Consider the following 23,741-nt stretch of genomic DNA (forward strand, 5'->3'; position numbering starts at 1 on the left):
CTCCAATGCCTTACGCCCGCTATATTCGAAAATATTGGAAAAGCTTCTCGATCGCGGTGCTCTTCGTGGCGATCGAATCCGGCGCGGATCTCATGATGCCGACGCTGCTGGCTCATATCATCGACGAGGGCATCGCGAATAACGATCTCGATTACGTGCTCCGGATGGGCGCGTTCATGCTGCTCATTACGGCCATGGGCGCGGTCGCGGCTTCCATCCGCAACGTCGTGGCCAGCCACGTCAGCCAGAAGTTCGGGACGGAGCTGCGGTCGGATCTGTTCGCCAAGATCCAATCCCTTTCCTTCGACAACATGAACAAGTTCGACCGCGGCTCGCTCATTACGCGATTGACGGGCGACGTGACGCTCGTGCAGAACTTTCTGAACGGCATGATGCGAATCTTCGTGAAAGCGCCGATCCTCGGGATAGGCGCGCTCATTATGGCGTTCCGGCTCAACTGGAATTTGTCCATGATTTTGCTCGTGGTCGTGCCGATCGTCATCGTTTTGGTAACGCTTAACATTCGCGTCGGCTTCTCGCGGTTCATGAAGGTGCAGCAGTCGCTGGACAAGGTGAACAGCACGGTTCGGGAATATTTGTCGGGGGTGCGCGTCGTCAAGGCGTTCAACCGATTCGATTACGAGGTGGACCGGTTCGAGCGGTCGAACGAGGACCAGCGTGCACGCTCGACGAACGCGATGAGAGCGATGTCGGTGTTCAACCCCGCCATCATGCTCACGGTCAACTTCGGCATCGTGGCCGTCCTTTGGCTCGGGGGCCGATGGCTTGACGCGTCGCTGCTGCCGGTCGGCCATCTTGTCGCTTTCGTCAATTACATGACCCAAATTCTGTTCGCGCTCATGATGCTGACGATGGTCTTTACGATGTTCATTCGGGCGAAGGCGTCCGCGCAGCGAATCGGCGAGGTGTTCAAGCAGGAGAACGCGATGACATGGCGCGAGGATGGACAATGGGCTTCCGACGCGAGGGGAGCGATCGAGTTCGACCGCGTAACGTTCTCGTACGACGGAACCGCGGGAAGCGCGGGAAGCGCGGCGGTCGACGGCGTCTCCTTCCGGTGTTTGCCGGGAGAGACGATCGGCATCGTCGGCTCGACGGGCGCCGGGAAGAGCAGCCTGGTCGAGCTGATCCCGCGTTTTTACGATGCGGATTCGGGTACCATCCGAGTAAACGGCACGTACATCAGGGAGCTGGATCCCGCCATGCTCAGAGAGCGCATCGCAATTGTGCCGCAGAAAACGATGCTGTTCAGCGGAACGATCATGGAGAATATCCGCTGGGGCCGGGAGGATGCGACCGAAGCGGAGGTCATCGCCGCCGCCAAGCTGTCCGAGGCGCATGAATTCATCGCCAAGCTGCCCGAAGGGTACGCGTCCGTATTGGGCCAGCGCGGCGTGAATCTGTCCGGGGGACAGAAACAGCGGGTATCCATCGCGCGGGCTCTGATCCGGAAGCCGGACATTCTTATTCTCGACGACTGCACGAGCGCGGTCGACATGACGACGGAGGCGAGAATCAAGGAGTCGCTGAAGGCGTACGCCAAAAACATGACTTGTATCCTGATCGCGCAGCGGATCACCTCGGTGATGGACGCGGATAACATTATCGTCATGGACCACGGGAAGATCGTCGACATCGGCACGCACAGCAAGCTGCTGGACCGATGCCGGGTCTACCAGGAAATCTACGAATCCCAGGTAGGAAAGGAGCTGAAGCCCGATGTCTGCTAAGTCTGGACAGGATGGAAATCAGAGCGGGCAGGTGCCGCCGGCCATTCCGGGAATCGGAAGACCCGGCGCGGGGGCGGCAGTCCGGAAACCGGTGAAGCCGAAACAATTCCGGTCGACGATGCTGCGGCTGTGGCGTTATTTCGGCAACGAGCGGAAGCTGTTGACGCTCATCTTCCTGTTCGTCGTCGTCAGTTCCGCGCTTTCCGTGGCTGGTCCTTACCTGATTGGCATGGGCATCGACGCGATGACTTCCGCCGACGGCGGAGGCGTCGACTTCCGCCTGCTGGAGACGGTGCTTCTCGTGCTCCTTGCCGCTTACGTAAGCGAAGGAGCGCTGTCGTTCACGCAGGGCTGGCTGATGGCGGGACTTTCCCAACGCGTCGTGAAGGGGCTTCGCGGCACGTTGTTCGGGAAGCTGCAGAAGCTGCCGCTCCGCTTTTTCGACTCGCGGCCTCATGGCGAGCTCATGAGCAGAGTGACGAACGACATCGACAACGTCAGCAACACGGTCTCTCAATCGACGGTTCAATTGATGGCGGGATGCATCGGCATCGTCGGTTCACTAACGATGATGCTAGTCTTAAGTCCGCTGCTGACGCTGGCGAGTCTCGTCACGGTGCCGCTCGTCTTCCTGCTCGCAAAGTTCGTGACGCGCCGGACGCAGCCGCTGTTCAAGGAGCAGCAGGCGCAGCTGGGACGACTCAACGGCCATATCGAAGAGACGATCACGGGGCTTTCGGTCGTCAAGGCGTTCAACCACGAGCGCCGGTCGATCGAGCAGTTCGAGGAAGTGAACGGCAAGCTGCTGCAGGTGTCGCTGAAGGCGCAAATCTGGTCCGGCTTCCTCATGCCGCTGCTCGGCGTCATCAACAATATCGGCATCGCGGTGATCGCGATCATCGGCGGAATCATGGCCGTGAAGGGGCATGTGACCGTGGGGCTCATCGCCAGCTTCGTCGGCTACTCCCGGCAGTTCGTGCGGCCGCTGAACGAGATGGCCCAAATCTACAACGTGCTGCAGTCCGGCGTGGCGGGCGCGGAGCGCGTGTTCGAGGTGCTGGACGAGAAGGAGGAGGAAAAGGATCCGCCCGGCGCGGTCGTACTGGCGAATCCGAAGGGACATGTCGTATTCGACAACGTGGATTTCGCCTACCGTGAGGACGTTCCGATTCTGAAGCGGATCAGCTTCGATTCCCCGAGCGAAAGCAGCACGGCTTTGGTCGGGCCGACTGGCGCGGGCAAGACGACCGTCGTTAACCTTCTCACCCGGTTCTACGATGCGACCGGCGGCCGGATCCTTATCGACGGCCGCGACATCAAGGAATATACGCGCGAGAGTCTGCGGCAATGCTTCGGCATTGTGCTGCAGGATACGTACTTGTTCTCCGGCACGATCAAGGAAAACATCAAATACGGCAAGCCGGACGCGACGGACGCGGAAGTGGCCGAGGCCGCCGGAATGGCCAACGCGGACGCGTTCATCCAGCGGCTGCCGAACAAATACGACACGGAGCTGACCGAGAACGGCGGCAATCTAAGCCAAGGGCAGCGGCAGCTGCTGGCGATTGCCAGGGTTATTTTGGCCAAGCCGTCCATCCTCATTCTCGACGAAGCGACAAGCAGCATCGACACCCGAACGGAACTGCATATCCAGGAAGCACTGCTGAAGGTGATGAAGGGGCGGACGACGTTCATCATCGCGCATCGGCTGAACACGATCCGGGATGCGGATTCGATCATGGTCGTCGACCAAGGCAAGCTGCAGGAGAAAGGCAAACACGACGAGCTTATGGAGCGGCGCGGCGTTTATTACGGCATGTTTCATCAGCAGTTCAAAAACGCGCAGGGATGAACGTAATCAACTTTACAGCATGGAAAGAAGGTAATGGAAAGACATGGAAATCAAATTTTGTTCCGCCTGCGGGCATGAAATGGAAACAAGGGATGTCGACGGTACGCCGAGAAGGGCTTGCACGTCCTGCAGCTTCGTGCATTGGGGCAGCTACAGCATCGGGGTCGGCGCGCTGGTGCAGAAAGAGGGCAAGCTGTTGCTCGTGAGGCGGGCGCAGGAGCCGGGCAAGGGTTATTGGACGAATCCCGGCGGATACATCGAGCAGCTCGAGCCGATCGAAGAGACGATCGTGCGCGAAGTGATGGAGGAATGCGGCGTCGAAGCCGTCGTGACGGGCGTCGCGGCGCTGCGGGATCAGCCGCGGGCGATCCATAACGTTTATATCGCGTTCGCGATGGACTACGTTGCTGGCGAGCCGACTCCGGACGGCGTCGAGGTGGACGCCGCAGGTTTCTTCAGCCCCGAGGAGATGGCGGAGATGAACGTCGCGCCGTTCACGAAGTGGCTGGCCGACGTCTCGTTCCGCGGCGAGTCCCGAGGCCTGCTGAAGGACGCGAATCCGGTCGTTCCGCTGAACGGCTACGGGTTGTTCCGGGTGTAGGCGACGCGAGCGATAACGAAATAGGAGCATATAAGCAGACCTCCGGCGCTACTTGCGTCCGGAGGTTTTGTTGCGTCTTGCGGCCGCGTACAACTGCGCAGCTCCCGCCGCGGCCAGCAGGACAATCAGCGCGAACAGGGCAAACCGCAGAGCCGGATGGATATGCCATGCGGTGTCCGCAGCATCCCCATCGGCAGACTTTATGGTACCGCGGTTCATGCTCGGACTTCCGTCCGCTTCTCCGCTCGCCGAGCCGTTAGACGAACCGGCATCTCCATCAGGCGTAACGCCTGAGCCATCCTCGGACGAGCCTGGCCCTGCAACGCCGGCATCCACTGAACGCTCTAGATCTCCGTCCGCGATGCCTTCGATTTTCTTGCCTTCTTTTACTAACGTATACTTTACGATTCGACCGCTCCAGAAGTGGAACTTCAGTATAATCTCGCCATCGGCCAAGTCCTCAAAAAATCGCGGCAGCAGCCTAATCTCTTTGTTATCGTAGCTTGGGTTAAAGGAAGCGCCGAACTCCTTGAAGGAGGTCCAGCTATCCGGGCCGGCGTTGCCTCCCGCGGCATAAGTCGCCTCCATAGTTGCCAGCTTGTCGCCGTTAAAGCTTGTCGGGATGGAGAAGCCCGTCAACGCCAATTGGCTCACGCTCCTAAGTTTCGGTGCCTCGGACTGGATCACGTGAAAGGTCCAATCCGCCCCCGCAGAAAAGGCCGCCGTTACGATCGCGGTTTCCCCAAGCGTATGTTCGCGCAGCGAGTCTTCCAGCAGCCGGGCTTTAAAGGTCAGCGTGTCGCCGTCCAAGACGTAATCCCGCCCAGGGGTTAACGCAACATCGCCGATCCTTATGGTTGCAAGCTCGTTTCCGTTAAGGTTTAGCCGAATCCTCTTATCCTCGAGAGGCATGTCTTCCCCGATGTAGACTGAATCCGTTGCGGCGGTGGAGGAGCGTCCGGACATGCTTGCCTTCAGCAGGTTGCCCAGTTCCTCGTCGAACCAACTTAACTTGCGCCTGTCCATGTGCTGGCCGTTATCCCAGAGCATGTGGGTGAAGCCTTTTTCTTTGGCGTAATAGGTCGTAAATTCCATAAATTTTAACTTCTCGCCTTGCTGTATCGTATCGATAAATTTGTCGAAGCCGAGCAAGCCGAACTCGCCAACGATAACGGGGATGCCTCTGGCCGTGAACGAGGCATGGGTCCGATCGAAGGCTTGAACGATATCCATTCGTACTTCGTCGTTAAATGCGGTGTAGCCCCCCAGATTGACGCTGAACGGATACAAGCCGTAGTAATGAATGGTGGCGATCAGATGAGGGTCGTCGAGCTTGGCGATCGTGCGGTAAAGTTCATCCAGCCTTGCTTGCGCGGGCGAGCCCGTCAGGGTGGAGAGAATGAGCGGACGCGTGGCGTTATGGCCGCCCGACTGGCGAACGATATCGTGGAAGGAGACGTAGAGAGAGTCCAGCATGGCAAAATAGTCCGGAGAGTCCTTGCCCCAATCCTCGGAAAACCGGGGTTCGTTCAAACCCTCGAAGCTGAGATCGGAGGGATAATGTTTAAACGAGTCGGCAATTTGCGCCCATATCGCCGAGAATTTGGTCATGACGGCATCCGGATGCTCCGTCATGGGCATGATCCAATGCGAATCGTGATGCAGGTTGATGATAACCCGCAGATTGGCGTCCAGCGCCCAGTCGACAACCTCGTGCATGCGGGCGAGAAATTCGGGTTGGATGGCATGCTCCGGGGCGGCGCCAGTACGATGGTTCCATGTAATCGGAATTCGAATGCTCTTGTAGCCGATCGACGCAATGTGGTTTATCAGCTCCTCGGTCGTTTCCGGATTGCCCCAAGACGTTTCTCCGCCGCTCGCCTCGAACGTGTTGCCGAGATTCCACCCCGGCTGCATGGCCTCGACATAATGCTGCATGCTGAGAGCAGGCGGGGCTTCTTCCGCAGCCGCGGCTGTCGGCGCGAGATAGGCTGCAGCGAGACAAGCGGCAAGCCATTTCCTTTGTTTGGAGGTATCCATCTTCCCACTTCCTTTCCGTTAGGCTGCAATAAAATGTATGCGTTATCAAAAGTTGTTTGATTTCTCGCGAAATTCAGGTTACCGAGAATTGCGGAATCTGCTCCCGCTATTGACGTGCGTTTCGTTTGCCTATAAAGTTATGTTTAACAAAACAAATTACATAACAATATTAATGTTTTGATTGGTTCCTGTAAAGTTCAAAAACGTTGCGCAGTTCATTCGGGTAGAAGAAGGCGGTGTCGCTGGAGATGAGGCTGAAACTTGGCATTGCCGCCGTCGCATTCGCGGCATGGGGGCTAACGGCTTGCTCGGGCGGGAACGAGGAGAACGTCCGGAGATTCGAGGCGGAGGACGGGACGATGAGAGGAGTGAATGTCGCGGCGGACTCGGTTGGTTATTCGGGAGAAGGATACGTGACGGGATTTGACGCGGAAGACGATCAGCTGACGTTGAAGCTGGAAGCGCCGGAGAAAGGGCTCTACGAGCTGCGTATCGGGTATCGGAGCGTTAGCGGGGACAAAACCGCGCGCCTATCTCTGAACGGCGAGCCTTTCGGCGACCTGAAGCTGGCGGCGTCCGATACGTTCACCGAAAGCGATGGCGGCAAGGTTTGGCTGGAGGAAGGGGAAAACGAGCTGTCCATCCATTCCTATTGGGGCTGGTACGATATCGATTATGTCACGATCGCGAAGGCTGAACCTCGTGCGGAGCATGACGTTCGGCGGGTGCTGTCGAACCCGAACGCTTCGGCGGAGGCCATGGCGCTTCATGACTTTCTTGTCGCGCAATACGGCAAGGTTATTTTATCCGGACAACAGACGCTGAAGGATGCTCTGCAATTAAAGTGGGACTACGGGAAGCTGCCTGCGATCGCGGGATTCGACCTGATCGAATATTCGCCGACGCGGCGGCAGAACGGCTCTACCTCCAAGGAGATCGAGGATATCCAGCAGTGGCATGAGCTTGGCGGTATCACGACGCTGGCTTGGCATTGGAACGCGCCGGCGAATCTTGTGAATTCCGAACAACAGCCTTGGTGGAAGGGGTTCTACAAGGAAGGCACGACGTTCGATCTCCCGGGTGCTCTTGCCGCTCCGGAATCCGAGGGGTATAAGCTCATTTTGCGCGATATCGACGCGATAGCCGAGCAGTTGAAGCGTTTGGAAGAGGCACGCATACCGGTTCTATGGAGACCGCTGCACGAGGCGGAGGGCGGTTGGTTCTGGTGGGGCGCTCACGGTCCGGAGTCCGCGAAGCAGCTGTGGAGGCTGCTTTACGACAGGATTGTGAGCGTGCACGGCATCGATAACTTGATCTGGATTTGGAACTCAGAATCGGCTGATTGGTATCCCGGAGACGACGTCGTGGATATCGTCAGCATCGACTCCTATCCTGAGCCGGGCGACTATGGTCCCGTCAGCGCTTCCTATGAGAAACTCGTAAAGCTGGTTGGCGACAAGAAGCTGGTCGCCATGACCGAGAACGGAGCGATCCCGGACCCGGATCGGCTCGTGCAATACAAGGCGAATTGGAGCTGGTATTGCACTTGGACCGGCGAATTTATTCGCGATGGCTCGCATAACGGCAAGGAGCATATCCGCAAGGTGCTCGAGCATGAATACGTCATGACGCTCGACGAGCTTCCCGATTTTTGACCGCGGCCGCTCATCCTGAATAGGCCAAGATAAAGGATTTCTCGCCACGACCTGCTTGGTTCTCGCAGTATTCCAAATTGCACAGGCCTATAGTATCATTACATGAGGACTATACAGTGCGAGTTCAAGAACAACCTCTTTACAGGCAAATACGGCACGACAAATAACGAAGCTAACGAACGGATGAGGCGGATGAGGAATAAAGTAACGATGCAAGAAATCGCGGATTTGGTCGGCGTATCCAAGTTCGCGGTATCGCGGGCGCTCAGCTCCAAGCCGGGGGTCAGCCCGCATACAAAGGAAACTATTCTGAAGGCAGCTGGCCAGCTCGGCTATTTCGCCGCTGGCGAGCCCGCCAGAACCAGCATCGAAGTCAGACCAACGCAGCAGCATACGGTGTCGGGCTCCATCGTCATTTTGTTCCCGAACATACGCTATCAGAACAGGGACTCGGTCTATTGGGGCCCCGTATTCGAAGGCATTACGAACCGCCTGGACCAAGAAAAACTGGATATCGTCACCTTGACGGAGCCCACGACGGACAAGATGTTCAGCCTGCTGAATCCGGATGCCATCAAAGGCATTATCACGGTCGGCTCCATCTCCACGCAGATCCTGCTCGACATCGGCCGCTTGAATATTCCCGTCACCATGGTGGACCATGAAGATCCCGCGTTTCAGTGCGATACGGTGTTCGCGGATAACTGGAGCGGCATGCGCAAGCTGATGACCAAGCTGATCAGTAAGGGATACCGGAAGTTCCAGTTCGTCGGCAGCATCAAGGACGCACCGAGCTATTACGAGCGATGGATCGCCTTTAAGACGACGCTCGAAGAGCATGACATCGAGCTGAAGCAGGATCCGCTCCTGATCAGTCCCGAAGCGGTCGACATTTACATGATGATGCCCAAACTATCGCTTGCCGAACTCCCCGAAGTGTTTGTCTGCGCGCACGATACGAACGCGGGTTTCCTGGTGGACGAGTTGCGCAAACGCGGCTTCGACACGCCGGTCGACTGCGTTGTGACGGGTTTCGATAACACGAACGAAACGCATCCCATCCTGGCGACGGTCGACGTGAACAAGGAGTTGCTAGGCATACGCGCCGTCGATCAAATGATTTGGCGCATCATGAATCCGGACAGCGCCTACGAGCGCAAACTCATTGCCGGCGAGTTGGTCGTGCGTGAACAATATTCCAAGCCGTCCGCGAACTAACGAACGCCGTGGGCTTCAAAGTTATATGGCAACGCGTCCCTAATGGGGCGCGTTTTTTATTGTAACCCCTGATTCGCGCGCAACATGTCGTAATTCGTTAGGTAATAACCAAACAAAATATAACATAAAGAAAAACAAAGTTATATTTTGTTGCGAAACTATATTGACGATTGTTTGGCTCGGTGTTATGATGTTAGTGCAGCCGGCTGTTAGGGCCGATTGTCAGGTAGGAATAACCGATACCGTTTTCAAATTTTTTTAAGGGGGATTGTAAGCGGTTTCTAAAAGGTGGTTTTAGTTTACGACAACTTAGAACGACTTGCCTTAATTTCTGTCTAAACAATTAGGGGAGGATTAACGATGAAAAAAATGAAAGTGCTTACAATGATGTTATTAGCTTGCTCGCTGGTCGTTACGGCTTGCAGCGGGGGGAACGGAGGAGGCTCCGGTAACGCCACGAACGCTCCTTCGGCAGAGGCCAATCCGACGGCGACGAAAGCGCCCGAAGCCGAGCCCACTCCGGAGCCCATCGATCTTGGGGGACGGACGATCCGCATCGCGGCTTGGTGGGACGACAAACCCAAAGGGGAGACGGCGGGAGAGATCGCGCGCCTCGACAAGATGGCGGAGCTGGAGAAAGCCTACAATTTCAAATTCGAATTCATAAACATACCTTTCGAAGAGTACATGGACAAATTCACGACGACCGTGCTGGCGGGCGAGCCCTTCGCGGACGTGGCGATCATGGAATTCAAACGGGCGATCGTTCCCGTCAAGTCGGGACTGGTGCTTCCGCTCAGCGAATTCACGGTGCCGGGCAACGACATTAACAACGAGCAGAAGCTCGTAACCAAGCTGCCCGCGCTCGGCGGAGACGAATACGCGTTCAGCCCGCCGTTCGTATCGGTCGTAGGGCTTCACTACAACCGCGACTTGTTCAAGCGCCTTGGCCTCGAGGATCCTCAGGATCTCTACAAGAACGGACAATGGACATGGGACAAATTTCTGGAGCTCGCGAAAGAAGCGACGCGGGACACGGACAACGACGGCAAAATCGATTCCTTCGGCCTCTCCGGATGGCCGGCCGACATGGCTCGCCACTTCGGCGCTTCCAACGGCGTGACGTTCGTCAACGACGCGACGCTGGCTGATCAGGCAAGCGATCCCAAGATGATCGAGACGCTGGAGTTCGTAAACCGCCTGGTCAACGTGGAGAACATCTTGAAGGTCAAGACGGGCAACAAAATGGACTGGAACGAGACGAACACGTTCAAGGACGGCGACGTGGCCATGTCGATTCAATACGACTGGAACATCGGCGACCTGACGTTCGAAGCCGGTGTCGTGCCGGTTCCGAAGGGCCCTCAGAGCGATGGCATGCATACTTACGCCAACAGCGCGCTTAACGGATGGTTTATTCCGAAGGGCGTGAAGGATCCGGAGATCGTCTACCATATTTTCGAAGAAATGCGCAACGTGCCGCCGACCGAAGAATACCTCGGCCAAGACTGGCTGGAAGCGCGCTATAAGACGGAAGCCGACATCCAGATGGCCATCGAGCACGTCAACGGCACGGGCATGATATCCGTCGAGGAGGGCATTCCGGATTATCCGTTCTTCGGCATTATGGACGATATCATCATCAACAACCAATCCGTGACGGCGACGATCGAGAAATTCAAGCAGCAGGGAGCCGACGCGCTCGCCAAGCTCAGCCAATAAAGGCAACAGCCGTGCAGCAGAAAGCAGGATGGAGGTGCGCCGCAATCCGGCGCGCCTCTCGCCGTTTCTTGGCGACACCACATTCAAGGAGGGCTGACTTTGCGTACGAAACAACTGGCAAGAGGAGCGCTGCTCGCGGCGCTTTGCATCTCGCTGGCCGTCGGCTTGCCGGGCCCCGTTTCATTGACGTCGGCCGAAGGGGAGGCACAAGCCGCTCAGGCGGATTCGGCAAATGGCGCCTTAGATGAGCGAAGCTCCCGCGATCGCTCGCGCGGCGTCGATTATGCTCAATACTTGGCGCAGCACGAGGGCGAGGGCGCCATATCGCCGCAGAGTGACATCGTCGTAGATGCTTCTCAATATGCAGCCGTACAGGGAACCGGCTTCGAAACGCGCGGCGGTTTCGAGGGGATGGAGGGAGAAGTGCTCCTTACCGGCGAGCAGGGGCGAGTCGAATGGGAAATCCAAGTTCCGGAATCGGGACTCTATCATATGTCCGTCCTCTATTATCCTATCGAAGGGAAAAGCTCAGGCATCGAACGAGCGTTGCTGATCGACGGAGAGCTGCCGTTCGAGGAAGCCGCATACCTGCAATTCGACCGGATTTGGGATAACGAGCTGGAGGAGGTCGAGCAGGACAATCGGGGCAACGATCTTCGCCCTCGTCAGGTCGAGCGTCCGGAGTGGCGAGAGGCGCTCCTCAAGGATGTCGAAGGCTATTACGCAGAGCCGTTTCAATTCCATTTTGAAGCCGGCAAGCATACGATCTCGTTCGTGTCGGAGCGGGAGCCGATGGTCATCAAGCAGCTTAAGCTGTTCAGGCAGGAGCCGGCGCCGACCTACGAGGAAGCCTTGCAAGCCTATAATCAGGCGGGAGCACGGGAAACCCAAAACATCCTGCTCACGGTACAGGGCGAGCAAGCCGCGGCCAAGTCGTCGCCGACCCTCTATCCGCAGACGGAGAGATCCAGTCCCGCCGTCGAGCCGTACAGCGCCTCCAAGACGCGGGTCAATACGATCGGCGGATACAATTGGCGGGTTCCGGGGCAATGGATCGAATGGAAAATCGACGTGCCCGAGACCGGCCTGTACAAAATCGCGTTCAAGTCGCAGCAAAACTTCGTGCGAGGCATCTACTCCACGCGCCGTCTGACGATCGACGGGAAATTGCCGTTCAAGGAGATGGAGCTGGTTCCGTTTCGCTACAAGAGCGGTTACCGGATGGATGTGCTGGGCGGGGACGATCCCTATCTGTATTACTTGGAGAAGGGGGAGCGGACGATCCGCCTGGAGACGACGCTCGGCGAGTTCGCGCCGCTTATCCGCGAGGTGGAGGACAGCCTGTTCAATCTCAACGCCATGTATCGCAAAATATTAATGATTACAGGAGCCGCGCCGGATCAATTCCGCGATTACCGCGTGGAGCAGCAGATTCCGGATATGCTGGAAACGTTCCGGACGGAGAGCGATCGGTTGAAGCGAATCAGCAAGGAGCTTCGCCGACTCTCTGGCGGAAGCGGCGATGCCGAGGCGCTGCTGAAGACGATGTCCGTACAGCTTGACGAAATGATCGACGAGCCCTACACGATCCCAAGAAGGCTCGGCTCCTACAAGTCGAATACAGGCGGGCTCGGCACCTGGCTGCTGCGCACGCGCGAAATGCCGCTGGAGATCGACGAATTGTACGTCGCGTCTCCGGACAAGAAGCTGCCAAAGACAGGCGCGGGGTTCTTCAGCCAACTGAAGCACGAGGCAACGACGTTCGTGAACTCTTTTGTCATCGATTACAACCAGATCGGCAACGTGGCAGAGGATAAGGACGTCAGGACGGTAACGGTCTGGATCGGCAGCGGGCGCGACCAAGCCAATACGCTGAAGGCGATGATCGACGAGACGTTCACGCCGGAGACGGGCATCAACGTCAATCTGAAGCTGGTGCAGATGCATACGCTGCTGCCGGCGACGCTCGCGGGGCAAGGGCCGGACGTGGCGATGCAGATCGGCAACGATATCCCGGTCAACTATGCGATGCGCGGCGCGGCCGCCGACTTGAGCGGCTTCCCCGACTTTGAAGAAGTGATGGAGCGCTTCCGCCCGAGCGCGGTGGTGCCGTACCGCTACGAGGACGGCGTGTACGCCTTGCCCGAGACGCAGACGTTCAACATGTTGTTCTACCGGAAGGACGTGTTAGCCGAGCTCGGCTTGTCCGTGCCGGAGACGTGGGACGACGTGGCGGAGCTCTTCGCGGTATTAAACAAACATCATATGGAATTCGGTCTCCCGCTTGTCATGCAGCCTCAATATCCCGGCGAGAACATCGCGCCGAACTCCCTGTTCGCCGCATTGCTCATGCAGAACGGCGGCGAATTCTACCGGGACGGGGGCAAGGAGTCCGATCTGGATTCACGCGTCGGCATCGAGACGTTCAAGACGTGGACCGAGTTCTATACCGACTACAAGCTGGAGCGGGAATTCGACTTCCCTAACCGGTTCCGGACGGGACAGATGCCGATCGGCATCGCCGACTATACGACATATAACCAATTGACCGTATTCGCCCCGGAAATTCGCGGGTTGTGGGGCTTCGTGCCGATTCCGGGCACCGCGCAGGCGGATGGCAGCGTGCGGCGCGACGTGCCGAGCGGCGGCAGCGCGACGATCATGCTGGACGACGCGGAGGATAAGGATGCGGCATGGTCGTTCATGAAATGGTGGACGAGCGACGAGATCCAGACGACGTTCGGGCGCGAGATGGAGAGCTTGATGGGGGCAGCCGCGCGTTATCCGACAGCCAACATTAACGCGCTGGACAGCTTGCCTTGGCCGGTTAACGACTACGAGCAGCTGAAGGCGCAATTCGAGTCCGTGCGCGGCATACCGGAAGTTCCGGGCGGTTATTTCACGGGACGGCACTTGCTCAACGCCTTCTACAGCGTCGTGGTGAACAGCGCAGATCAGAAGGCGATGGGCATTACGATCAAGGGCGAGAAAGCCGAGCCGCGCGAGACGATCGTGGAATACGTGCAATACATGCAGGAAGAGATCCGCAACAAGCGGATGGAATTTGGTCTCGATCCATGAGAGGGGGATGCGCGTGTCAGAGCTAACATTGAAGGAAGACGGACCGGCGAGGCCGGGCGCGTCTCCGGCGACGCGTCCCCCTTCGCGGTGGAGCGTCAAGCTGCAAGAGGCCAAAGCGAATAAACACGCCTACGTGCTTATGGCGCCATACATGATCCTGTTCGGCTTGTTCACCGTGCTGCCGGTCGTCATGTCGCTGCTGATCAGCTTTACGTACTTCAACATGCTGGAATTCCCGAAATTCATCGGCTGGCAAAATTATTCGAGGCTGTTCCTTGAGGACGACATCTTCCTGATCGCGATTAAAAACACGCTTCTGTTCGCGGCGATCACGGGACCGCTCAGTTACATGGCCTGCTTTATTTTCGCCTGGATCATCAACGACATGAGACCCAAGGTGCGCGCGTTCATGACGCTGGTGTTCTACGCGCCGTCGATATCGGGCAACGTGTTTTTTATCTGGCAAATGATTTTCTCCGGGGACCGGTACGGCATCGCCAACGGCTTCCTCATCCGCTGGGGGCTCATCCTGGAGCCGATCCAGTGGCTCAAGACGGAAGTGTACATTCTCGCCATCATCATTCTCGTGCAGCTGTGGCTTAGCCTCGGCACCGGGTTCCTCGCTTTTATCGCCGGTCTGCAGACGGTCGACAAGACGCTGTACGAAGCGGGAGCGGTCGACGGAATCAAGAATCGGTGGCAGGAGCTGTGGTATATTACGCTGCCGTCCATGAAGCCGCAGCTCATGTTCGGCGCGGTCATCCAGCTGACGACCTCGTTTGCCGTCGCGGACGTCTCGATCTACCTGGCCGGCTTCCCGAGCGTCAACTACGCGGCGGAGACGATCGTGACGCATTTGATGGACTTCGGAACGATCCGCTTCGAGATGGGCTTCGCCTCGGCCATCGCGACCGTGCTGTTCACGCTGATGGTCGGCACGAATTTGATCGTTCAACGACTTCTCAGGAGGGTGGGGGAATAATCGGGCATGAATCTGACCTTACGTTTGCGCAAAAAAAGAATGAACCGCTCGTTTATGGGCAACATCGTGATGTTCCTGTTCCTGGGGGTAGTCGGAGCGTTCATGGCGCTGCCCCTCGTCTACGCGATCAACGCGGCGTTCAAGCCGCTGGACGAAATCTTCTTGTTCCCGCCGACGCTGTTCGTCCGCAATCCCACGTTAACCAACTTCGTCGATCTGATGACGCTGCTGGGCCAGTCGTGGGTGCCGTTCTCGCGGTATATTTTCAACACCGTATTTATTACGGGCATGGGCGTGGTGGGACATGTGCTGCTGGCCTCCGCCGCGGCATATCCGCTCGCCAAGAACAAGTTCCCGGGCAAGACGCTTCTGTTCACGACGGTCGTCCTGGCGCTAATGTTCGCCCCGCAGGTGACGGCGATCCCGAACTACATGATCATGTCGTGGATCGGCTTCGTCGACACGTATTGGGCGGTCATCGTGCCGGCGTTCGCGTTCCCGCTGGGGCTCTATCTGATGAAGCAATTCATGGAGCAAATTCCGGACGCGCTCATCGAGGCGGCCAAGATCGACGGCGCGTCGGAGTATCGGATTTTCTGGACCGTGATCATGCCGAACGTGAAGCCGGCCTGGATGACGCTGATCATCCTCTTGTTCCAGCTGCTATGGGGAACGGACGGCAACGGCTTCATCTACAGCGAAGAGCTGAAGACGCTTCACTTCGCCACGAACCAGATCATCCAAGGCGGCATCGCAAGGGCAGGCGTCGGGGCGGCCGTCGCGCTTATCCTCATGAGCGTGCCCATCACGCTGTTCGTATTCTCGCAGAGCCGGATCATCGAGACGATGGCGACATCCGGCATGAAGGAATAGGGGGCGAACATGACCATGAAAGCAAGGACATGGCTAATCGGCCTGGCGGCCGCGATATTCGCCTTCGCGTCACTGCCTTTGACGGCGGCGGCGGACGCGCCTTACGAAGCCTACACTTACAATTATTACCGCGACTCGGTTCCGCTGCCGGCTCCTTATCTGCCGGAACGGTCCGTATCGGGAGAAGAGCTGGGCATCGGGGAATTCAAGAGCCCTAACGATCTGTACGCGACGGCGGACGGCTATGTCTACATTCTGGACAGCGGCAACGAGCGCATCGTCCGTACCGACGCGGAGTGGAACGTGCTAGGGCAGATCAACGGCTTCGACAACGAAGGAAAGCCGGACGCCTTCGCGAACCCCGGCGGTCTCTTCGTATCGGAGGATGGCGTCATCTACGTCGCCGATACGGACCGTAACCGGATCGTCGTGCTGAACGAAGACGGGGAGCTGCTGCGCATCATCGGCAAGCCGGAATCCGACATCCTGCCCGCCGACTTCCAGTTCCATCCCACTCGCGTGACGGTCGACCGGGCGGGCCGGGTGTTCGTCGTCGCCCGCGGCGTGTTCGAAGGACTGATGCAGTTCGACGAGAACGGAGACTTCATCGGGTATGCCGGCACGATCGGCGTGACCCAGACCTTCTCCGAGCGGCTGTGGCGCAATCTGGCGACGGACGCGCAGCGGCAGCGGATGCAGCTGTTTATTCCGACGGAATTCTCGAGCGTCGACATCGACCATAAGGGGTTCGTCTACGCGACGAGCGTCGATCTGAATTCCGAGACGCCCATCCGGCGGCTAAATCCGTCCGGACAGGACGTGCTTAAGCGGTTCGGCTATTATCCGGTGCGCGGGGACGTGAGGTTCCGCATCTTCGGCAATAACGCCGGCCCCTCGCGCCTGACCGACATCAAGGTGCTTGGGGGAGGCATGTACGCGGCGCTCGATACGTTCCGCGGCAGGCTGTTCACGTACAACGACGAGGGAGAGCTGCTATACGCCTTCGGCGGCAAGGGCACGCAGCTCGGCGTGTTCAACACGCCCGTCGCGGTGGAGAGAATCGGCGAGAAGCTGGCCGTGCTCGACCGGGGCAAAAACAATATCGTCGTTTTCACCCCGACCAAGTTCGGAAGCACGGTCCGGCTAGCGACCGAGCTGCGTTACCAAGGCAACGACGCGGAAGCGGTCAAGCAATGGGAGGAAGTGCTGAGGCTGAATTCCAACTATGACCTCGCGTACATCGGCATCGGCAAATCGCTGCTGATGGAGAAGAGGAACAAGGAAGCGATGGCTTATTTCAAGCTCGGCATGCAACGCGATTATTATTCCATCGCCTACAAACGATACCGCAGGGAAACGATGCAGGAGCACTTCGGCACGTTTATGTCGGGGACGGCCATCGCGCTGCTTGCGCTTGCCGCGTTCGTGATCGCAAGGAAACGAGCGAAGAAGGGAGGGATGAAGCGTGAAGCCGGAGCATTATAAATTTCCGTTCCATGTCATCCTGCATCCGTTCGACGGATTCTGGGATATGAAATACGAGAACAAAGGAAAGCTCAGAATCGCCGCGGTCATTGTGCTGCTGCTGGTACTTAGCGTCATCCTTCAGCGGCAATTCGCCGGATTTCTGGTCAATTACAACGATCCTCGCTACTTGAACAGTCTGGACGATCTTCAGTATACGGTGCTTCCGTTCCTGCTGTTCTGCATCGCCAATTGGTCGGTGACGACTCTGATGGAGGGCGAAGGCAAGTTCAAGGAAATCGTCATGGCGACGGGGTATGCCCTGCTCCCGCTGGCGCTCGTCAATCTCCCGCTGACGCTCGTCAGCCGATTCATGACGAACGACGAGACGGCCTTCTATTATTTGGCGAACAGCATCGCGGCGGTCTGGTTCTGCTACTTGCTCTTCGTCGGCATCATGACGGTGCATCAATATACGCCGGTCAAGACGGTCATGACGTTGCTGCTGACGGTCATCGCCATGGGCATCGTGGTGTTCCTCGGGACGCTCATCTTCAGCATCGCCATGCAAATGTATTATTTCGTGTACGACGTGTATAGAGAACTCATTTTCCGAATGTAGGGAGGCAGCCCGCGTGAGACGATTAAGAATCAAATGGGTTGCGGCGCTGGCCTGCCTCTTGGCGGCTGTGGCAGCAGCGACCTGGATCTATTTCGGGAGCCGTGGCGTCCCGGCGATCAAGCCGGCCGCTTACGTTCAGGCGCAAGAGGCGCCGCAGACTTCGGAGCTGTCGCTTCGGCAAGACGGCCTCGTGCCGGACATGAGGCTCGCAGCCGAGTCACCGGAGCTCGGGCTTTACTTTAACGAAGAGACGGCGGAGTTCGCCGTGCTCGACAAACGCGGCGGCAACGTGTGGCGCAGCAATCCGGCCGACCGCGATAACGACGGCAAAGCTTCTTCCTACGAGAAGGAGGCGCTCGCCTCGCAGCTTGCCTTCTCCTTCCGCGACAACCAAGGAAGGCTGGAAACGTATTCGAGCTTCGGCCAGAGCGTTAGCCGCGGCCAGTTCCAGGCCGAAGCGATTGCCGGGGGCTTGCGCGTGACGTATACGCTCGGCGACATGTCGCTCGGCATCGAAGCTTTGCCCAAGCTGATCAGCAAGGCGCGCATGGAGGAAAAAATTTACGGCAAGGTCGACGAGGCGGGGGCCAAATACGTAAGCACGCGGTATTTGCCCCAGAAGTCCAACCCGGACGTCCTGGAGCGGCTGGATACCGCCGTCGCCAGGGAACTGGTACTGAAGCGCATGATCGAAATTTTCCAAACGGCGGGTTACACGGAAGAGGATCTCGCCTTCGACAACGAGGATAACGGCATCGGCGCCGCCGGCGGATCCGACAAGCCGAGCTTTACGATCCCGCTTGACGTCAGACTGGATGGAGAATCGCTTGTCGTATCCGTGCCGACCAGTCAGATCCAGGAGAGCGAAGGCTATCGGATCCGGATGCTGAACATGCTGAGCTTCTTCGGCGCGGCAGGCATAGGCGAGCAAGGCTACATGATGGTGCCGGACGGCTCCGGCAGTCTGATCTACCTCAACAACGGCAAGAGCAATCAAGAGGTGTACGCCCAGCGGGTGTACGGAGAGGACGAGAACGACAATAGCGGTCGCCGGGGACAAGTGGCGCAGAGCGCGAGATTGCCGGTGTTCGGGCTGAAGTCCGGGGACGCAGCATGGTATGCGGTCGTAGAGAAGGGCGACGGCATCGCGACGGTGAACGCGGATGTCAGCGGGCGCAACAATTCCTACAATAACGTGTTCGCCGGGTTCGCGCTGCGCGGAGAAGACGAGCTGGAGCTATACAAGGGCAATCGGGTCGAGGAGATCCAGCTGCTGACGGAGGAACGTTACGCCGGCGATATCGAGGTCCGCTACAGCTTCCTGTCCGGGGACAAAGCCGATTATTCCGGCATGGCGGAGCATTATCGCAACGGGCTCGAGGCAAGCGGCGTGCTGAAACCTCTGGCTGACGAAAGCGAGCTTCCGTTCTTCGTCACCATGCTGGGAGCGGTCGACAAACGCAAGTCGTTCCTGGGCGTTCCGTATCAAGGGCTCGTATCCATGACGACGTTCGATCAAGCGGGAGCCATCGCCGACCGGCTTGCCGGCGACGGCATTACGAACGTTCGGATGCGATATATGGGCTGGTTCGGCGAAGGCGTAAATCACGAGGCGCCCGACAGGGTGAAGACGGAGAGCATTCTCGGCGGAGCGGCCGGGATGAGGGAGCTTGCGTCCAAGCTGGAAGGACTCGGAGGCAAGCTGTATCCCGACGTGGCGTTCCAGCACGTGTTCCGCGAGGACGGCCGCTTCGCGCCGGCCGCCGATGCCGCGCGGTTCGTCACCCGGGAGCAGGCGGAGCGGACGCCGTACAATCGCGCGTTCAACTCCATGGACTACGAGCTCGGCATCTATTATTTGTTGTCGCCGGCTAAGCTTCCTTATTACGCCGAGAAGTTTCTGGAACGCTTCGACAAGCTTAAGCTGAGCGGCAGCGGGCTCGCGCTGCGGGATCTCGGCGATAAGCTTCACGCGGATTACCGCACAAAACGCATCGTCTTCCGCGACACGGCCAAACAAATCGTGCAAGAGCAGCTAGGCGAGATCAAGGATGCCTACTCCGATCTTCTGGTCGCGGGAGGCAACGCCTACGCGTTCCCTTACGCCGACCGGCTGATCAACGTTCCGACGGACGACAGCGGCTTCAATCTGACGGACGAGACGATTCCGTTCTACCAGATCGTATTGCACGGCTACGCCGATTACGCGGGAGAACCGATTAATTTGAGCAACGATCAAGATATCGCGCTTCATACGCTGCAATCCATCGAGCTCGGCATGGCTCCGCATTTTCTGTGGACGCACGAATCGTCGTCCAAGCTGAAGTTCACCACGTTCGACGCCATGTATTCGACGGAATACGCCTCTTGGTATGACGAAGCGGTCGAAATGTACAACCGGGCGAACGAAGCGTTGTCAGGCGTACGGACGGCCCGTATCGCTGATCATCTCAGGCATTCGGACGACGTGACGGAGACGCGCTACGACAACGGCATTTCCGTATACGTGAATTACTCCGACAAGGCGGCAACCGTGAACGGAACGACGATCGAAGGGCATAACTTCGCGATAGGAGGCCGAGGCCGATGAATCCCAGAAAATTAACGCTGATGCAACGAAGATCGCTTGTCGGCTTCACCTTCATTCTGCCCTGGCTGATCGGGTTCATCTTCCTGTTCGCGACGCCTCTTGTCCAATCCATGCAGTTCAGCTTCAACAAGCTGGTCGTCGCTCCGGGCGGCTACGCGCTGGAATACATCGGACTGCAGAACTTCCGGGACGCGCTGTTCGTGGACGCGAACTTCAACCGCATTCTGACGGAATCGGTGACCGAGATGGCGCTGAACGTGCCGATGATTCTGTTCTTCAGCTTGTTCTCGGCGGCGCTGCTCAACCAGCGGTTCCGCGGCAGGGCGGCGGCGCGCGCCATCTTCTTCTTGCCCGTCATCCTGGCATCCGGAGCGATCGCCGCGGCGGAGACGGCGGGCCTGATCAGCATGACCGGCAGCTCGGAGGTGGCGCAGGAGCTTGGCGAAGCGCAGAGCGGCTTCGACGCGTTGACGCTTGTGTTCATGCTGGACAGCGCGGGCTTGCCCGAATGGTTCATTAATTACATCGTGGACGGCACGGGCCGCATCTACGAAATCATTCGCAGCTCCGGCGTGCAGATTCTGATTTTCCTGGCGGCGCTGCAGTCCGTGCCGCCGGCGATGTACGAGGTGGCCAAGATGGAAGGCGCCACGGGCTACGAGTCCTTCTGGAAAATCACGTTCCCGATGGTAAGCCCTCTGATTCTGACGAACATCATCTACACGATCATCGACTCCTTCTCGAACAGTCCGGTCACGGTGACGATCTACGAGACGGCGTTCCGATCCCAGAACTTCGGGCTCAGCGCGGCGATGTCCTGGCTGTACACCATCATGGTGGGCGTCATTTTGGTCGTGATCGGCTTCATGGTGTCGAGGAAAGTGTTCTACTACAATTGACGACGGGCAAGGGGGGAATCGCATGGCCATGCCGCAGAGCATGAAAGGGAACGAAGCTATGGTCTACAAGTTCAACAAAGCTCGGAACCGGACGGTGGACTGGGCTTGGAAGCTGCTCGTCTACGTGCTGGTGACCGGAATCTCGTTCGTCATTCTGTATCCTTTGTTCCGCCGCGTCTCGATGGCGGTCAAGGATCCCGCGGACATTTACAATCCCACGATCTACATGGTTCCGGTTCACTTTACGCTGGACAATTTGAAGCAGGCGATGGACATTCTGAACTACTGGCCCATGCTGGGCAATACGATCGTCTTCGTCGCCGTCATGACGCTGCTTCAGGCAGTATCCTGCGCGCTTGCCGGTTACGGCTTCGCGAGATTCGTATTCCCGGGGAGCAACATCATGTTCATACTCGTCGTCCTGACGATCATGGTGCCGATGAATACGTTGATGGTGCCGATGTACCTGCATTTCCGCAGCTTCGACGTGCTTGGTCTGATCGGATTGTTTTCGGGCAAGGAAGGCGTCAATCTGCTCAACACGTATTGGCCGTCGATCATTACGTCGGCGCTGGCGAACGGGCTGAAGTCGGGGCTCTACATCTACATCTTCCGCCAGTTCTTTAAAGGGCTGCCGAAGGAGATCGAAGAAGCGGCGCTGATCGACGGAGCGGGCGCGTACCGCACGTTCCTTCGCATCATGATGCCGAACGCGGTCCCCGCGCTAATGACGGTCATGTTGTTCGCCTTCGTCTGGCAATACAACGACACGTTCTACGCTTCGCTGTTCATGAGCGACAGCGCGCTTATGTCGATCAAAGTGGCGTCGCTGCCGGCGGACACGAATCAATATTTGCCGACGCTGCTGGGCTTCGGCTCCGGCTCCGAGATGCGGGCGGACCCCAACCATGTCGCCATGATCGTCGATACGGGCATTCTGCTCGCGATCGCGCCGCTGATCATCATGTATTTGTTCGTCCAGCGCTACTTCGTGGAGAGCGTCGAGCGTACGGGCGTCGTAGGTTAATATACGGGAGGAAACGGATATGACAACAAGATCTTTTTTCAAGGGCATGACCTACGGTTGGGGGGCAGGGCGCGGCGATTATCGCCAGCCTTACGCGGTGGATTCCTTGCGGAATCTTCGCGAGACAGGCAGCGAGTGGATCGCGCTTTCCTTCTGGACGTACCAGGATCACGTCTATTCGACGAGCATCCCGTTCGATTACGGTTATACGATGACGGACCGCGACATCGCGTTCGCGGTGAAGGAAGCAAAGGCGCTGGGGCTTAAGGTTTGCCTCAAGCCCGTCGTCAATTCGCGCGACGGAATTTGGCGGGCGCATATCGGTTTTCCGGACGATGCGATGGGCGTGCCGTATTGGGACGCGTGGTTCAAGTCGTATACGAACTTCATTTGCCATTATGCGGAGCTGGCGGAAGAGCTGGGCTGCGAGATGTTCTGCATCGGCTGCGAGATGGTGAAGACGGAATCGAAGTCCGAATACTGGCGGGCGCTGATAGAGAGGGTAAGATCCATCTATAGCGGCCCTATCATCTATAACGGCAATCATGGCAAGGAAGAGGGCATCAGCTGGTTCGACGCGGTCGATTACATCGGCACGAGCGCTTATTATCCAGTAGGCAAACGGCCTGGCGACAGCGTGGAATCCATGATGGAGGGCTGGGAGGAGCAGAAGGCGAAGCTGGCCGCTTTGTCCCGCAAGTTCGGCAAACCCGTCGTATTCATGGAGATCGGTTGCCGCAGCGCGCTCGGCTGCGCCACGATGCCATGGGACTTCTTGCATAAGGAGCTGCCTGCAAGCGAGGACGAGCAGGCGAACTTCTACCAATCGGCGCTGCAGTCATTCTGGGATGAGCCTTGGTTCGCCGGCTTCTTCTGGTGGGACTGGAGCACGAAGCTGTACGCGCTGGAAGAGGCAGGGGGAAATAAGGGCTTTGACATTTACGGCAAGAAGGCGGGCGACGTACTGAAGCAATATTACGGCGGCAAGCTGCCGGTCGGGGTGTAGGCGTTGAAGCGAGTGAATAGCCTGTGATGATTTGATGGTTTAATCGTAACGATGTAGGAGAAAGAGCGGTTCAACCCCTGAATTTTTGAGTCTAGGACACTTAACGCACGTGCTCCTCAGTATTGCTTAAAATTGCTCAGACTTTCACGATTAAAGGCTCCACTTCACCAGTCGCCGCGGCAACACGGTACTGCTCGGGCGCTAGATCGTACAGACTGCCATGCATCCGCCGTTCATTATAGAAGCGGATGTATTTCGTCACCGTGTCGTACGCTTCTTGGTAGCTCATGAACTCGTGCCGCTGCAGGCACTCGGCCTCCAATACACTATGGAACGACTCGATGTGCGCATTCTTATT

Annotated in this window: 17 protein-coding genes; 15 read left to right on the plus strand and 2 right to left on the minus strand. The window is 57.8% G+C overall.

Features of this window, described 5'->3' with window-relative positions:
• The first annotated feature begins 5 nt into the window (after window positions 1-5).
• Genes RB620_RS25960 through RB620_RS25970 form a run of 3 tightly spaced genes read left to right on the plus strand, consistent with a single transcriptional unit; the run spans window position 6 to window position 4,204 of the window.
• On the plus strand, window positions 6-1,751 hold the full coding sequence (locus RB620_RS25960; protein WP_308099478.1) for an ABC transporter ATP-binding protein: 1,746 nt from the start codon (window positions 6-8) through the stop codon (window positions 1,749-1,751).
• The gene (locus RB620_RS25965) at window positions 1,741-3,603 is read left to right on the plus strand and encodes an ABC transporter ATP-binding protein (protein ID WP_308099479.1); all 1,863 of its coding nucleotides are present in this window, start codon (window positions 1,741-1,743) and stop codon (window positions 3,601-3,603) included. Before RB620_RS25960 ends, RB620_RS25965 begins: the two co-directional genes overlap by 11 nt.
• A 43-nt stretch (window positions 3,604-3,646) precedes the next feature.
• Window positions 3,647-4,204 carry an NUDIX domain-containing protein gene (locus RB620_RS25970; RefSeq protein ID WP_308099480.1) on the plus strand — a complete coding sequence of 186 codons (558 nt, stop codon included), beginning with the start codon at window positions 3,647-3,649 and terminating at the stop codon, window positions 4,202-4,204.
• 48 nt (window positions 4,205-4,252) lie between these two features.
• Here RB620_RS25970 and RB620_RS25975 read toward each other — a convergent pair whose 3' ends face one another.
• A complete protein-coding gene (locus tag RB620_RS25975; protein WP_308099481.1) occupies window positions 4,253-6,244 on the minus strand; it encodes a cellulase family glycosylhydrolase in 1,992 nt (663 codons plus the stop codon).
• Window positions 6,245-6,492: 248 nt separating this feature from the next.
• On the opposite strand from RB620_RS25975, the gene RB620_RS25980 reads away from it, so the two are divergent.
• The 12 genes from RB620_RS25980 (at window position 6,493) to RB620_RS26035 (ending at window position 23,383) form a co-directional block, all read left to right on the plus strand.
• Window positions 6,493-7,899: a glycosyl hydrolase gene (locus RB620_RS25980; protein WP_308099483.1), complete on the plus strand. Its 1,407-nt coding sequence runs from the start codon at window positions 6,493-6,495 to the stop codon at window positions 7,897-7,899.
• 192 nt (window positions 7,900-8,091) lie between these two features.
• The gene (locus RB620_RS25985; protein WP_308099485.1) at window positions 8,092-9,117 is read left to right on the plus strand and encodes a LacI family DNA-binding transcriptional regulator; all 1,026 of its coding nucleotides are present in this window, start codon (window positions 8,092-8,094) and stop codon (window positions 9,115-9,117) included.
• A 360-nt stretch (window positions 9,118-9,477) separates the two neighbouring features.
• A complete protein-coding gene (locus RB620_RS25990) occupies window positions 9,478-10,839 on the plus strand; it encodes an ABC transporter substrate-binding protein (RefSeq protein ID WP_308099487.1) in 1,362 nt (453 codons plus the stop codon).
• Between the two features lie 99 nt (window positions 10,840-10,938).
• Complete coding sequence (locus RB620_RS25995) at window positions 10,939-13,920, plus strand: extracellular solute-binding protein (protein WP_308099490.1); 2,982 nt, start codon at window positions 10,939-10,941, stop codon at window positions 13,918-13,920.
• Window positions 13,921-13,933: 13 nt separating this feature from the next.
• The gene (locus RB620_RS26000) at window positions 13,934-14,902 is read left to right on the plus strand and encodes a carbohydrate ABC transporter permease (protein ID WP_374121460.1); all 969 of its coding nucleotides are present in this window, start codon (window positions 13,934-13,936) and stop codon (window positions 14,900-14,902) included.
• A gap of 6 nt (window positions 14,903-14,908) precedes the next feature.
• Window positions 14,909-15,775 carry a carbohydrate ABC transporter permease gene (locus RB620_RS26005; protein WP_308099491.1) on the plus strand — a complete coding sequence of 289 codons (867 nt, stop codon included), beginning with the start codon at window positions 14,909-14,911 and terminating at the stop codon, window positions 15,773-15,775.
• Window positions 15,776-15,790: 15 nt separating this feature from the next.
• Complete coding sequence (locus RB620_RS26010) at window positions 15,791-17,260, plus strand: NHL repeat-containing protein (protein WP_308099495.1); 1,470 nt, start codon at window positions 15,791-15,793, stop codon at window positions 17,258-17,260.
• Window positions 17,241-17,861, plus strand: coding sequence for a Yip1 family protein (locus tag RB620_RS26015; protein ID WP_308099496.1), 621 nt, complete (start codon window positions 17,241-17,243; stop codon window positions 17,859-17,861). Before RB620_RS26010 ends, RB620_RS26015 begins: the two co-directional genes overlap by 20 nt.
• A gap of 13 nt (window positions 17,862-17,874) precedes the next feature.
• Window positions 17,875-20,451, plus strand: coding sequence for a DUF5696 domain-containing protein (locus RB620_RS26020; protein ID WP_308099498.1), 2,577 nt, complete (start codon window positions 17,875-17,877; stop codon window positions 20,449-20,451).
• Window positions 20,448-21,350, plus strand: a complete 903-nt coding sequence (locus RB620_RS26025) for a carbohydrate ABC transporter permease (protein ID WP_308099500.1) — start codon at window positions 20,448-20,450, stop codon at window positions 21,348-21,350. Before RB620_RS26020 ends, RB620_RS26025 begins: the two co-directional genes overlap by 4 nt.
• A 28-nt stretch (window positions 21,351-21,378) precedes the next feature.
• Window positions 21,379-22,377 carry a carbohydrate ABC transporter permease gene (locus RB620_RS26030; protein ID WP_374121462.1) on the plus strand — a complete coding sequence of 333 codons (999 nt, stop codon included), beginning with the start codon at window positions 21,379-21,381 and terminating at the stop codon, window positions 22,375-22,377.
• 19 nt (window positions 22,378-22,396) lie between these two features.
• On the plus strand, window positions 22,397-23,383 hold the full coding sequence (locus RB620_RS26035; protein ID WP_308099512.1) for a glycoside hydrolase family 113: 987 nt from the start codon (window positions 22,397-22,399) through the stop codon (window positions 23,381-23,383).
• Window positions 23,384-23,519: 136 nt separating this feature from the next.
• Here the strand turns inward: RB620_RS26035 and RB620_RS26040 are convergent.
• On the minus strand, window positions 23,520-23,741 hold a 222-nt coding region (locus RB620_RS26040), incomplete at its 5' end, for an integrase core domain-containing protein (protein ID WP_308099513.1).

The sequence above is a fragment of the Paenibacillus sp. LHD-117 genome (genome assembly GCF_030929555.1).
Lineage (GTDB): Bacteria > Bacillota > Bacilli > Paenibacillales > Paenibacillaceae > Pristimantibacillus.

Bases quoted from the DNA above. Each gene is read 5' to 3' on its own strand.
- RB620_RS25960 (WP_308099478.1), top strand. From the start codon at position 6: ATGCCTTACGCCCGCTATATTCGAAAATATTGGAAAAGCTTCTCGATC.
- RB620_RS25965 (WP_308099479.1), top strand. From the start codon at position 1,741: ATGTCTGCTAAGTCTGGACAGGATGGAAATCAGAGCGGGCAGGTGCCG.
- RB620_RS25970 (WP_308099480.1), top strand. From the start codon at position 3,647: ATGGAAATCAAATTTTGTTCCGCCTGCGGGCATGAAATGGAAACAAGG.
- RB620_RS25975 (WP_308099481.1), bottom strand. From the start codon at position 6,244: ATGGATACCTCCAAACAAAGGAAATGGCTTGCCGCTTGTCTCGCTGCA.
- RB620_RS25980 (WP_308099483.1), top strand. From the start codon at position 6,493: ATGAGGCTGAAACTTGGCATTGCCGCCGTCGCATTCGCGGCATGGGGG.
- RB620_RS25985 (WP_308099485.1), top strand. From the start codon at position 8,092: ATGAGGAATAAAGTAACGATGCAAGAAATCGCGGATTTGGTCGGCGTA.
- RB620_RS25990 (WP_308099487.1), top strand. From the start codon at position 9,478: ATGAAAAAAATGAAAGTGCTTACAATGATGTTATTAGCTTGCTCGCTG.
- RB620_RS26005 (WP_308099491.1), top strand. From the start codon at position 14,909: ATGAATCTGACCTTACGTTTGCGCAAAAAAAGAATGAACCGCTCGTTT.
- RB620_RS26010 (WP_308099495.1), top strand. From the start codon at position 15,791: ATGAAAGCAAGGACATGGCTAATCGGCCTGGCGGCCGCGATATTCGCC.
- RB620_RS26025 (WP_308099500.1), top strand. From the start codon at position 20,448: ATGAATCCCAGAAAATTAACGCTGATGCAACGAAGATCGCTTGTCGGC.
- RB620_RS26030 (WP_374121462.1), top strand. From the start codon at position 21,379: ATGCCGCAGAGCATGAAAGGGAACGAAGCTATGGTCTACAAGTTCAAC.
- RB620_RS26035 (WP_308099512.1), top strand. From the start codon at position 22,397: ATGACAACAAGATCTTTTTTCAAGGGCATGACCTACGGTTGGGGGGCA.